This is a genomic window from Actinacidiphila sp. bgisy160 (assembly GCF_965342435.1).
GTDB lineage: Bacteria > Actinomycetota > Actinomycetes > Streptomycetales > Streptomycetaceae > Actinacidiphila.
In genome coordinates, this window is the sequence record NZ_CBDRCM010000070.1 from 23,372 (window position 1) to 33,827 (window position 10,456).

Consider the following 10,456-nt stretch of genomic DNA (forward strand, 5'->3'; position numbering starts at 1 on the left):
CGGGCTACCTCCGCCGTGTGGACGTCTTCTTGGCCGCCGCCTTCTTTGCCAGGGGCTTGCGCGCCGCGGCCTTCTTGGCGGGCGCGGAAGCCTTCTTCGCCGTGCGCTTGGCCGGTGCCGCGGTCTTCTTGGCGGTGGCGGTCTTCTTCGCGGGTTGCGCCTTCTTGGCGGGCGCCTTCCTGGCCGTCGGCCTGCGCTCCGGCTCGCGTTCCGGCCTGGGTTGCCGGCTCTTCGCGGCGCGGCGGCGCCTGGGCGGTTCCTCCTCCCCTTCGCCCTCCTCCTCTTCCTCCTCTTCCTCCTCGCCCTCGGCTTCCTCGCCCTCAGGCTCCTCTTCCGCGTGGGCGGGGCGACGCCGCCGCTTCGACCGGGGCTTCTCCGCGGCCGCCTCTTCTTCCCCGCCTTGCGGTTCGTATTCCTCTTCCGACTCCTCTTCCTCGCCCCGCTTCTTCTTGGCGCCGATCCGGGCCGTGCGGTCGTGCAACGCGCCCGCCAGGTCGCCGAGCTTGCGGTCCGCGGCCGCCGTGACGGCCTTCCGCCCGGCGTCCATCAGCTCGCCGCGCAGCTGCTCGTTGAGGTCGGCGATCTGCGGGACCTCCTGGAGCTTGCGAATACCCTCGGTCACCAGTTGTTGCGGATCGAGTCCGGCACGGCGACCTGCGAGAAAGGTCGCCATCGCGAAGGCGAGCCGCCCCTTCTTGGCGCGACCGAGCACGTAGCCACCGGCGACAGCGGCGGCAAGAGCGATCTTGGTCGTGTCTTTCATCAGTCGTTCCCTTCGGAAAGCGACCTGTCGCCGCACACATGGGTGGGGGTGTATATGCTGAAATAGTACGTTTCTTAGTGGGGGTGGCGCTCCTCCGGAACCGGAGAAGGGGATGGCCGCAAGCGACAGGAACGCCCGGAACAAGGGCACCAGGCGCGGCCGGGACGGCGAAGGCGCAGAGCGACCGCGCAAGCGCTCCGCCGCCTGGGCGATGCGTTCCGCAGCCGATCAGCTCTTCGAACTCCTCGGCCGCAGGCCGGAGTCCGTCTCGGCGGTCAAACCCGTGGACGAAGGCTGGGAAGCGGACGTGGAGGTACTGGAGTTGGAGCGTGTGCCCGAGACCACCAGCGTGATGGCCACCTACCACGTAAAGCTCGACGCGGAGGGAGACCTGGTGGCGTACGAACGGACCCGCCGTTACACGCGGGGTCAGATCGACCGGCGCTGAGGCGACGAGGCGCTGAAGGGAGGCGCGATGACCGTGGTGCCGCAGGGCGGCGGCAATATCTCCAGGGGCGGTACGGGGAGTCTGTACGACGTCCTGGAGCTCATCCTGGACCGAGGTCTCGTCATCGACGTGTTCGTCCGCGTGTCCCTGGTGGGCATCGAGATCCTGAAGATCGACGCTCGCATCGTCGTGGCCAGCGTCGACACCTATCTGCGCTTCGCCGAGGCCTGCAACCGCCTGGACCTGGAGTCCGGCCGCAAACAGCCCGCCCAGCTCACCGACATCGTCGGCGAGATCACCGAGGGCGGCGCGAAGGGCAAGTCCAAGGGCGCGCTCTCCGGCGCGGTGGAGGCCGTGACCGGCGCCCTGAAGGGCGGTGACGAGGAGGATGACGAGTACGAGGAGGAGCCCGAAGAGGAGGAAGCGGAGTACGAGGAGGAGCCCCGGCAGCAGCGCAGGAGCACCAGGCGGGCCTCCCGGCGGGAGAGGGAATGATCATGGCCGTCTACGTCTACTCCATCACTTTCAGGGACCACCCGATGCGCCTTGACGGCCTCACGCCCGTCGGCGGGTCGGACGATCCGTTGCGCTCGGTGACCTCGGCGGGGCTCTCCGCGGTCGTGAGCGACGCGCCCGAGGACCTGCGCCCCCGGCGCAGGGACGTGCTCGCGCACCAGGCGGTCCAGGAACGGCTGATGGCCGATGGCGCGGTACTGCCGCTGCGCTTCGGTTTCACGGCACCCGACGAGGACGCCGTACGCGGCGTCCTGGACGACCGCGCGGGGGAGTTCCAGGAGCAACTGAAGAACCTGGAGGGCTGCGCCGAGTACCACCTGAAGGTCTCGTGGGACGAGGACTCGCTGCTGCGCCGGATCCTCGACGAGAACGACGAGGCACGCCGGCTGAACGAGGAGATCCGCGCCGGATCCGCCTCGCCCGACACGCCGCTGATGCTGGGCGAGCTGATGGCCAACGAGGTGCAGGCCCGCCAGCAGGCCCTCGGTGCGGGCATCATCGAGGCGCTGCGCCCCTTCGCGCGGGACGACGTGGCCACGGCCCCGGCCGGACAGGACTTCCTCAGCGTCTCCTTCCTGGTGGACGACAGCAAGGAGGAGATGTTCCTCGCCACCCAGCTCAGCCTGGCCAACCAGGTCGGCGAGGAATGCGACTTCCGGCTGCTCGGACCGCTGCCGCCGTACAGCTTCGTGTGAAGAGGACGAGTGAGGAGGCGTCATGGGACTGTTCACGCAGATCGTCACCCTGCCCCTGGCGCCGGTGCGCGGTGTGGGCTGGGTCGTCGAGCGCGTGCTGGAGGCCGCCGAGCAGGAGTACTACGACCCCGAGCCCGTCGAACGACAACTGGCCGCCCTGGAGAAGGAACTCCTCGCCGGACGGATCGACGACGAGACCTTCGAGGCACGCGAGGAGGAACTGCTCGACCGCCTCGAGGAGATCGCCGCGTTCCGGCGCGGTGAGGCACCGCCCTGAGACGAGGTGACGCAGTGACGGATTCCCCGGCCGGCCGGCTCGGCTCGTACCCCACGAGGGCCGCCTCCCAGCCGCACCCCTACGGGCAGGGGTCCTCGGCCAATCTGGCGGACATCCTCGAGCGGGTCCTGGACAAGGGCATCGTGATCGCCGGCGACATCCAGATCAACCTGCTCGACATCGAGCTGCTCACCATCAAACTGCGACTGCTGGTGGCCTCCGTCGACAAGGCCAAGGAGATGGGCATCGACTGGTGGGAGCGCGACCCCTCGCTGTCCTCGCGCGCCCACGGGGAGGGCTCGCTCGCCGAGGAGAACCGGCGGCTGCGCGAGGAGATCGAGGCGCTGAAGGAGGGGCGGGAGCTGACGGACACGCCACGCGGCAGCGTGGCCTCCCGCCACCGCACGCGGTCCTCCGCGGCGACGCAGCGCCGCCGCGGCGGCGGCACCGGGACGGACGATGAATGACCGGGTCAGCTACGCGTACGCCGTGCTGCGTGGCGACGGCGTGCCGGCCGCTGCCCTGGAGGCGCTGAGGGGCGTCGCCGGTGCGCCGGTGCGGCTCGTGACGTCCGGTGCGCTGGCCGCCGCCGTCAGCCCGGTGCCTGCCGCGGACTTCCGGGAGGACGCCCTCCGCGGCCACCTGGAGGACCTGGACTGGCTGGAGGCCGTCGCCCGCGCCCATCACACCGTCATCGAAGCGCTGTCCGCGCACACCACGGTGCTGCCGCTGCGGCTGGCCACGGTCTACCTGGACGAGGAACGCGTCCGCGACGTGCTGAGCGCCGACGACGCGGCGTTCTCGCAGGTCCTGGACCGCCTCACGGGCCACCTCGAATGGGGCGTCAAGATCTACGTGGACGCCCCGGCCGCCGCGGCACCCCCCGGCACCACCGACGCCCTCAGCCCCGGCCGCGCCTACCTGAACGCCCGCCGCGCCCAGCGGCAATCCCGGGACGAGGCCTACCGCGCGGCGGAGGAAGCCGCCGCACGCGTCGAGATGATCGGCCGCGAACTGGCCGCCGGGCACGCCCGGCACGGCGTCCAGCAGGGCCGACTCGCCGCCGGCGCGGGGGAGAACGTCCTCAACGACGCCTTCCTCGTCCCGCGCGAACAGGCCGAGGCCTTCCGGACCCGGGCGCTCGCCGCCGGCGAAGGACTTTCCGGCGTGCGCGTCGACGTCACCGGCCCCTGGGCCCCGTACTCCTTCGCCGTCCTCCCCGGCGCCTCACGGCACGAACCCGACGCGGCGGACGCGGCGCCATGACCGCCGCCGACCGGGCCCCCGAACCCCTGGCCGAGCGCCAGGTCGCGCTCGTCGACCTGCTCGACCGCCTCCTGAGCGGCGGCGTCGTCCTCACCGGCGACGTGGTGCTCTCCATCGCCGACATCGACCTCGTCCGCATCTCCCTGCGCGCTCTGATCGTCTCCATCAGCGAACGCCACCTCTCCCCGTGGGGCGCGGAGCCCGGCCCATGACATCCCTCGTACCCCCTGGCGACGACCACCCCCCAAACCGCCTCGGCGAGGTTTCCGACGCCGCCGCCCGGGCCTTCCGCCTCCTCCCCGCCGTCCCGCGTGACACCGCGTCGCCCCGGCCCGCGCGCCGGATCAGCACCGACCCCGACACGGTCGAACGCGATCTGATGAAGCTCGTCCTCACCCTCGTCGAACTCCTCCGCCAGCTCATGGAACGGCAGGCCCTGCACCGCGTCGACGCGGGCGACCTCACCGAGGAGGAGGAGGAACGCCTCGGCGCCACGCTCATGATCCTCCACGACCGTATGGCGGGCCTCTGCGCCGAGTACGGCCTGTCCATGTCCGACCTCAACCTGGACCTCGGCCCCCTGGGCACGCTCCTGCCGCCCGACTGAACGCGCGGACGATGCCTCAGGGCGTGGGGATGCCGCCGGGGCGGGCGGGACGGCCGAAGCGGACGGGGACGCCAGGGGAGTACAGGACGCTGACCGGCGGACCCACGGGAGCGGGGAGGCCGGCGGCCGTGACGAGGGTCTCGTCGCAGTCGAGCAGCTCGGCGTGGTGCAGCGGCCAGCGGGGGTGGGAGTTCGGCAGGTACAGCTGCCGTTCGAAGAACGTGTTGTGCAGGCCCCAGCGGGCGGTGAGGAAGTGCTCGAGCTCGGTGGGTTCCGCGATGGGCTCGCCGACGCGGACGGTGATCCGGGAGTGCGCCCCGCGCGGGCCCGGCCACCGCCGGGTGCTGGTGTACGTCAGGGTGTCGCCGTCGCGGCGGATCGCCATCCGCGACCACAGGTACGGCAGGCGGAACGCGGCGCGCGCGACCGCCATGGGTATCAGCCGGGACGCGTCGAGCGAGCGGAAGACGACACCGCGCCGCCCGTGGGCGTCCACGGAGTACAGGCGGACGTTCGTCTCCGGGAAGGTGCCCAGGTAGGGGACACCGGGGAGCCGGAACCAGCCGACGCGGCGCATGCGGAAGGCGACGAGACCGACATAGGTGACGCCGTCGAGGGTGTCGGGCACGGTGCCGGCCGGCAGGAGCGGCGCGATGCCGGCCGGGTCGGCCGCCCAGTGGAGGAAGGCCAGGTCGAGCCACGACTGGGTGAGCAGCGGGGCGGTGGCGACGTCGGGCGGGTCCGCGGTGATCGGTTCCGGGACGGTCTGCGGGGGCGGCACCCTGCCAGGATCGCAGACGAGGCCGGCATCTCACCGGCTCCGCGGGCGCGTGAACACGGTCGGGATCGCCCCATCGCCCCTGGAGGGCACGCCGGACCACTTCTGTGACAGGTGGGGTTCAGGGGGTCACAGCGGGGTACACCATGGGGGCAGGTACCGGGGGCCCGGATCCGTTGGGGACGGACAGGGGGCCCTCCCATACCGGTGACGCTGCGGAGCAGCCCTTCGGCGTGGGGAGTGATGGACATGACGCGCTGGTACGCGACCTGGTCACCTGCCGTACGCGGCACCGATGTGTACGTGTGCGAGCTGGAGCACCGCGCCCTGGCCGTCGCCGTCGCGCGACGTACCGCACGCACCGTGCTGACCGGTTGGTCGGTGCCGGAGGAATCCGTGCACGACGCCGTCCTCGTCGTGTCGGAACTGGTGACCAACGCCGTGGAGCACGCGCTGCCGCCGGTCGCCCTGCGTCTGCGGCGCGGCGAGATCGACGGCAGGGCGATCATCCGCGTCGAGGTCACCGACGGCGGGCCCGCGCCGCGGCACGGCGCCTGGGCCGCCAGTCGCGGCCCCGGCGAGCACGGCCGCGGCGCCGCGATCGTCGACAGCCTGGGCATCAGCTCCGGCGTCGGAGCCCGCGGCCGCGGCGGTGGACGCTGGGCGGACCTGCTGGCCGCCTGAACCCCGGAAAAGCGCGCGTGGATCCCCCACGCATGCCTCCGGGACCTCTGGAGCTGCGATGGGGTACGCGAATTTTGCCCGGAAGAAAACGAAATTCCCTTATGTTGGGACCGCGTAGAGCGGGGGCTGTCGTGGTCGCACCCGGTGCGGGTGCGGGAAGGGAGGTACCCGCATGCAGTTCGGGTCCCGTCTCTCGGTGATGCAGGATCCCGTCGGATCGGGTTGCAGAGTCTTCCTCGCCGTGATGATCGCCATCATCGCGGCGGTGCCGGTCGCCGACCTCTTCCTGCCCGAGGACGTCCATCTCGCCCACGTACTCGTCATCCCCGTCGCGCTGGCCTCCGCCTTCGCCGGAGCCGTACGGGGGGCCCTGACCGGGCTCGCGGCGGTGCTGGCGCTCGTCGCGGCCGGCGCCGAGCGGCACACGCTGCTCACCGAGAACGTGCTCGTCCAGCTCGGTTCGCTGGTGCTGCTCACCTTGCTGCTGGTCCTCATCAGCACCCTGCTCGAGCGGCGCAGACGTGAGCTCGCGGAGCTGCGCGAGGTGTCGGAGGCGGCCCAGGGCGTGCTGCTGCGGCCGCTGCCCACCCACGCGGGCCCGGTGACCATCGCGACGGCGTACCGCAGCGCCGGCGACGGTGACCGCATCGGCGGCGACCTGTACGCCGTCGCCCGCACCGCTCGGGCCACCCGCATCCTCATCGGCGACGTACGCGGCAAGGGCCTGTGTTCCATCGGCGACACCGAGACCGTCCTCGGGGCGTTCCGCGCCGCCGCCCACCGGCAGGCGCCCTTGGCGGAGCTGGTGGAGTCACTGGAGGCCAGCGTCCGCTGGGAGCTGACCCAGGCATGGGACGGGCCGAGTGACGCCGACGTCGGCGAGCGCTTCGTCACCGCCGCCGTCGTCGAGATCCCCGACGACGAGCCGTACGTGAACGTCGTCAGCTGCGGGCACCTGCCGCCGATCCTCCTCCACGACGGAAAGGTCACCACCCTCGACGTCCCGGAACCCGCGCCTCCGCTGGGCCTCGGCGGCCTGACCGGGAGCAGCTACGCTCCCACCACCTTCGCCTTCGCCCCCGGCGACCGGTTGCTGCTCTACACCGACGGCGTGACCGAGGCCCGGAACGACGACGGGGAGTTCTACCCGCTCACGAGCCGGGTCGCGGAGTGGGGCGACCGGCGCCCCGACCAGCTCGTACGGGAGATGACCGATGACCTGCTGGCCCACGTCGCCGCCCCGCTGGAGGACGACATGGCCGTGGTCGCGATCGTGCGCGAGGCCCGGAGGGTGCTGACACCGCACGCACGAGCCGCAGCCGGCACGGCCGGGGACGCCGCTGAGTCGGACGTTCGACCTGCCGGCCGCAGGATATGACGACGAACACCACGACGCCGTCGCCACGGCCCTGATCGAGCTCGTGGAGCACACCGCCCCGGAGGGCGGGCCGCCCGGGCCGGGCCCCGCGCGGACGCGCTGGGCCCGGCCCGGGGTGCGGGGCGGGCCTCAGTTGGGGGAGGGCGAGCCCGTCGCCATGGGATCGGCGGCCGCGTCGAACATCGCCGTCGTCGAGGCGCCGAGACCGAGCGCGGTCGGGGCGTCCGGCAGCCCGGCGCCGACGCGGAGCGGCTCGGTGACGGGCAGCGGACGGCTGGCGCCGCGGAGCAGGGCCATCAGCCGGTCCGTGCGGGCCGCGCCGCGCGGGTGCGGCGTCGCGCGCAGCTGGTCGTGGTGGGCGAGCACCAGCGCGGCCAGGCCGGTGAGGTGGGCCGCCGCGACCGCGGTGCCCTCGGCGACGGTGTAGGAGGCGCGGAGCGCCGTGGTGACGACCGCGGTCCCGGGCGCGGTGAGATCGACGCCGGGGCCGGTGGGCGTGAAGGGCGCCGGGTACGGGCCGGGCCACGGGGGCTGGGTGGCGGCCGCCGGGCTGTCCGGCGGGTAGGTGCCGGTGTGCGCGAGGGCGCCCGCGGCCAGCACGGTGGGCAGCGCCGCGAGCGGGCTCAGCGCCCCCGCGGTGTCGCCCGCCGGGGCGATGACGGCGATGCCGGCCGCGTGCGCGTCCATCAGCTTCCACGCCGCCAGCTGCGAGGGCTGGTCGTAGGTGACGTTGATCTGCGCGATGTCGATGTCGTGGGCGATGCAGTGGTCCACCGCGCGCAGCAGATCCGCCACACGGCCGCCGGGGAAGAGCTTGAGGGCGTGCACCGTGGCGTCCGCGGCGATGCCGGTGACCCCGGTGCGGTTGTCGGCGGCGGCCACGATCCCGGCGCAGCGGGTGCCGTGCCCGGTCGCGTCCGTACGCCAGCCCGCGTCGTCCGCCGCGGGGGTGAAGTCGGCCCCGGAGCGGACGGTGTCCTTCAGGTCCGGGTGCGCGGTGTCGACCCCGGAGTCCAGCAGGGCGACGGAGACGCCGTGGCCCCGATAGGTCGGGGGGATCTCGTGCAGGCGCATCGCCTGCCAGCCCCAGCCGGTGAGCGGCCGGTCCGGGAAGCCCTCGAAGGTCTCCGCCAGGGAGCGGACCACCACCTCCACCTCCGCGCCGGAAAGCGTGTCGTCGTCCGGGAAGGGGCGGCCGGTGCGCACCGGCCAGTGGTCGCCCGCCGGGCGTACGTACAGGGACCGGACCGTTGCCGGGGTGTCGGCCGGCAGCACGATCTGCGCCCGGCCGTCGGCGCCCGTGACGGCGTACGCCGTCGCACCCGTGCCCGTCGCCCACACCTGCGCGTCCGGCACGCCCTGCCCGCGGCTGGTCACCCGCACCGTGATGCGCGGCGGCTCCTGGAGGGTGACCTCCATCGCGGGGTCCACGGCCGGGACGGGAGGACGCGTCGAGGGGGCCGGGGTGTAGGCGAGCGGCTGGTCGGCCTCGACCACCACCTGGGGGTTGGCGGCCAGTGCCCGGGCGCGCTCGTGGGGCATCGTCACCACGGCCACCGGGGGGCACACCGGGTGGGGCTCGGCGATCGCCTCCAGCCCACGGGAGCGGGAGGGGCGCACCTGGGCGACCACCTCCACCTCCGGGTCCTCCTCGAGCAACGTGAACAGCGCCGAGGCCTCGACGGGCGGCACGCCCGCGGTCAGCCAGGGCGCCGGCCTGGGGGCCACCAGGTACCGGCCCCGGCCGCCGCCCGGCTGCCCGGGATGCGTCCCGGCCGTCCCCGCGTACTGCTCCGCGCCCTGTTTCGTCCCGCCGGCGTCCGATCCGGCACCGGGCCTGCGGCCGCCCTTGGCGCCGCCGTGCCCCTTCGCCATGCCGCCGTTGCCCTGCTGCTCACTCATCACGCTTCCGCCTTCACCGATCACCTTGCGTTGGACCACACCGCGCCGCTGCCGCGGCCGGGCGAACGGCCCGGCCGGCCGGGGCAGCCCGAAGGGGCCACCCCGGCCGACCGGGAGACCGGTCAGATGCCGAGCGGCATCTGGCCGAAGTGCTGCCCGTACGGCGACTGCCCGTACTGGGACTGGCCCGGGAACTGGCCGTACTGGCCGGACTGCTGCTGGCCGAACTGGCCGAACGGGGACTGGCCCTGGGCGATCTGGCTCAGCGCGCTGTGCACGACCGGAGCGATGCGGCGCGCGCACTCGGTGAGCACGCTGCTCCAGGCGTGCGGCGGGATCTGGCCCTGGGCCTGGATGCCCATCATGATCTGCGGGTCGATGCGCACCTGCTCGACCATGGCGTTGACCGCCGTGGCGGCACAGCGCAGCGACAGCTCGGTCACCAGCAGCGGCAGCTGGTGCTGGCCCTGCCCGATGCCGGGCTGGCCGAAGTGCTGCTGCCCGTAGCCCTGCAGGCCCATGAACGGCTGGGGGAAGCCCTGCTGTCCGTAGCCCTGCTGGCCTGCCCACGGCTGCCACTGCTGCTGACCGGACTGCTGCGAGTGCGGCTGCTGCAGCTGCTGACCGTACTGCTGGGGGGTGTAGACCGACATCAAGCTCCTCCTTGAGCTGTGACGGGAAAGGGATGCGACGGCGGCTCCGTGGAGGGGGCTCTCAGAACAGGTCCGCCGCCATGCGCAGCAAACCACCACCCGACAAAAACCGCTTCTCATGACATACCGCCACCAGAGGGTGCGTGGCGCCCGAGCTGCATCAACCTCCTTGTGGCCACCTCACCCGGACGGCCCACGCCGGGGGAGCGCCGGGGCGCAGCGGGATGAGCATCCCGACGGGCACGATCGAGGTCGGCCGGCGCGCTCCACGACGAGCGCCGCGGACGGGGTCCGCTCCTGCCGTGCGTCCCCCCGGGGAGGGCGGCGACGGAGGCCTCAGGGGGGCGGGGCGGTGGGGATGGCAGCGGCCCGGCGCGTACGCCCCCCGTCACGCACCCGGCCGACTCGCGCTCTTCCGCCGGCCGCGGCCGTGGGACCGGGGCGGGCGCGGGGGGGGGGGGGGGGGGGGGGGGGGGGGGGGGGGGGGGG

At 73.2% G+C, this 10,456-nt stretch carries 14 protein-coding genes; 10 read left to right on the plus strand and 4 right to left on the minus strand.

Going from position 1 to position 10,456, the window contains the following annotated elements:
- Window positions 1–4: 4 nt before the first annotated feature.
- The gene (locus ACRWNP_RS33380; RefSeq protein ID WP_431968115.1) at window positions 5–763 is read right to left on the minus strand and encodes a histone protein; all 759 of its coding nucleotides are present in this window, start codon (window positions 761–763) and stop codon (window positions 5–7) included.
- A 112-nt stretch (window positions 764–875) separates the two neighbouring features.
- Between ACRWNP_RS33380 and ACRWNP_RS33385 the strand changes: the two genes are divergently transcribed.
- The 8 genes from ACRWNP_RS33385 to ACRWNP_RS33420 are packed head-to-tail and all read left to right on the plus strand — an operon-like array spanning window position 876 to window position 4,572.
- A complete protein-coding gene (locus ACRWNP_RS33385) occupies window positions 876–1,211 on the plus strand; it encodes a gas vesicle protein (protein WP_431968117.1) in 336 nt (111 codons plus the stop codon).
- A gap of 27 nt (window positions 1,212–1,238) precedes the next feature.
- Window positions 1,239–1,706 (plus strand): gas vesicle structural protein GvpA, encoded by a 468-nt coding sequence (locus ACRWNP_RS33390; protein ID WP_431968119.1) that lies wholly within the window; start codon window positions 1,239–1,241, stop codon window positions 1,704–1,706.
- Window positions 1,707–1,708: 2 nt separating this feature from the next.
- The gene (locus ACRWNP_RS33395) at window positions 1,709–2,422 is read left to right on the plus strand and encodes a GvpL/GvpF family gas vesicle protein (protein ID WP_431968121.1); all 714 of its coding nucleotides are present in this window, start codon (window positions 1,709–1,711) and stop codon (window positions 2,420–2,422) included.
- Window positions 2,423–2,444: 22 nt separating this feature from the next.
- Window positions 2,445–2,699, plus strand: coding sequence for a gas vesicle protein GvpG (locus tag ACRWNP_RS33400; protein ID WP_431968123.1), 255 nt, complete (start codon window positions 2,445–2,447; stop codon window positions 2,697–2,699).
- Between the two features lie 14 nt (window positions 2,700–2,713).
- On the plus strand, window positions 2,714–3,166 hold the full coding sequence (locus ACRWNP_RS33405) for a gas vesicle protein (protein WP_431968125.1): 453 nt from the start codon (window positions 2,714–2,716) through the stop codon (window positions 3,164–3,166).
- Window positions 3,159–3,965, plus strand: a complete 807-nt coding sequence (locus tag ACRWNP_RS33410) for a GvpL/GvpF family gas vesicle protein (RefSeq protein ID WP_431968127.1) — start codon at window positions 3,159–3,161, stop codon at window positions 3,963–3,965. Before ACRWNP_RS33405 ends, ACRWNP_RS33410 begins: the two co-directional genes overlap by 8 nt.
- A complete protein-coding gene (locus ACRWNP_RS33415; protein WP_431968129.1) occupies window positions 3,962–4,177 on the plus strand; it encodes a gas vesicle protein in 216 nt (71 codons plus the stop codon). The genes ACRWNP_RS33410 and ACRWNP_RS33415 overlap by 4 nt, the downstream gene beginning before the upstream one ends.
- Entirely contained in the window at window positions 4,174–4,572 is a 399-nt protein-coding gene (locus ACRWNP_RS33420) for a gas vesicle protein K (protein WP_431968131.1), read from the plus strand. Before ACRWNP_RS33415 ends, ACRWNP_RS33420 begins: the two co-directional genes overlap by 4 nt.
- A 16-nt stretch (window positions 4,573–4,588) precedes the next feature.
- Here ACRWNP_RS33420 and ACRWNP_RS33425 read toward each other — a convergent pair whose 3' ends face one another.
- Entirely contained in the window at window positions 4,589–5,353 is a 765-nt protein-coding gene (locus tag ACRWNP_RS33425; RefSeq protein ID WP_431968133.1) for a YqjF family protein, read from the minus strand.
- 246 nt (window positions 5,354–5,599) lie between these two features.
- Here ACRWNP_RS33425 and ACRWNP_RS33430 point away from each other — a divergent pair, with 246 nt between their 5' ends.
- Window positions 5,600–6,034: an ATP-binding protein gene (locus tag ACRWNP_RS33430; protein WP_431968135.1), complete on the plus strand. Its 435-nt coding sequence runs from the start codon at window positions 5,600–5,602 to the stop codon at window positions 6,032–6,034.
- 172 nt (window positions 6,035–6,206) lie between these two features.
- Window positions 6,207–7,412 (plus strand): PP2C family protein-serine/threonine phosphatase, encoded by a 1,206-nt coding sequence (locus ACRWNP_RS33435; RefSeq protein ID WP_431968137.1) that lies wholly within the window; start codon window positions 6,207–6,209, stop codon window positions 7,410–7,412.
- A gap of 129 nt (window positions 7,413–7,541) precedes the next feature.
- On the opposite strand, the gene ACRWNP_RS33440 is transcribed toward ACRWNP_RS33435, so the two are convergent.
- Together ACRWNP_RS33440 and ACRWNP_RS33445 are read right to left on the minus strand one after the other, a co-directional pair.
- Window positions 7,542–9,314 (minus strand): S8 family serine peptidase, encoded by a 1,773-nt coding sequence (locus tag ACRWNP_RS33440; protein WP_431968139.1) that lies wholly within the window; start codon window positions 9,312–9,314, stop codon window positions 7,542–7,544.
- A 122-nt stretch (window positions 9,315–9,436) separates the two neighbouring features.
- A complete protein-coding gene (locus ACRWNP_RS33445; RefSeq protein WP_431968141.1) occupies window positions 9,437–9,967 on the minus strand; it encodes a hypothetical protein in 531 nt (176 codons plus the stop codon).
- Between the last annotated feature and the right edge of the window lie 489 nt (window positions 9,968–10,456).

Bases quoted from the DNA above. Each gene is read 5' to 3' on its own strand.
- ACRWNP_RS33380 (WP_431968115.1), bottom strand. From the start codon at position 763: ATGAAAGACACGACCAAGATCGCTCTTGCCGCCGCTGTCGCCGGTGGC.
- ACRWNP_RS33385 (WP_431968117.1), top strand. From the start codon at position 876: ATGGCCGCAAGCGACAGGAACGCCCGGAACAAGGGCACCAGGCGCGGC.
- ACRWNP_RS33390 (WP_431968119.1), top strand. From the start codon at position 1,239: ATGACCGTGGTGCCGCAGGGCGGCGGCAATATCTCCAGGGGCGGTACG.
- ACRWNP_RS33395 (WP_431968121.1), top strand. From the start codon at position 1,709: ATGGCCGTCTACGTCTACTCCATCACTTTCAGGGACCACCCGATGCGC.
- ACRWNP_RS33400 (WP_431968123.1), top strand. From the start codon at position 2,445: ATGGGACTGTTCACGCAGATCGTCACCCTGCCCCTGGCGCCGGTGCGC.
- ACRWNP_RS33410 (WP_431968127.1), top strand. From the start codon at position 3,159: ATGAATGACCGGGTCAGCTACGCGTACGCCGTGCTGCGTGGCGACGGC.
- ACRWNP_RS33415 (WP_431968129.1), top strand. From the start codon at position 3,962: ATGACCGCCGCCGACCGGGCCCCCGAACCCCTGGCCGAGCGCCAGGTC.
- ACRWNP_RS33420 (WP_431968131.1), top strand. From the start codon at position 4,174: ATGACATCCCTCGTACCCCCTGGCGACGACCACCCCCCAAACCGCCTC.
- ACRWNP_RS33430 (WP_431968135.1), top strand. From the start codon at position 5,600: ATGACGCGCTGGTACGCGACCTGGTCACCTGCCGTACGCGGCACCGAT.
- ACRWNP_RS33435 (WP_431968137.1), top strand. From the start codon at position 6,207: ATGCAGTTCGGGTCCCGTCTCTCGGTGATGCAGGATCCCGTCGGATCG.
- ACRWNP_RS33440 (WP_431968139.1), bottom strand. From the start codon at position 9,314: ATGAGTGAGCAGCAGGGCAACGGCGGCATGGCGAAGGGGCACGGCGGC.
- ACRWNP_RS33445 (WP_431968141.1), bottom strand. From the start codon at position 9,967: ATGTCGGTCTACACCCCCCAGCAGTACGGTCAGCAGCTGCAGCAGCCG.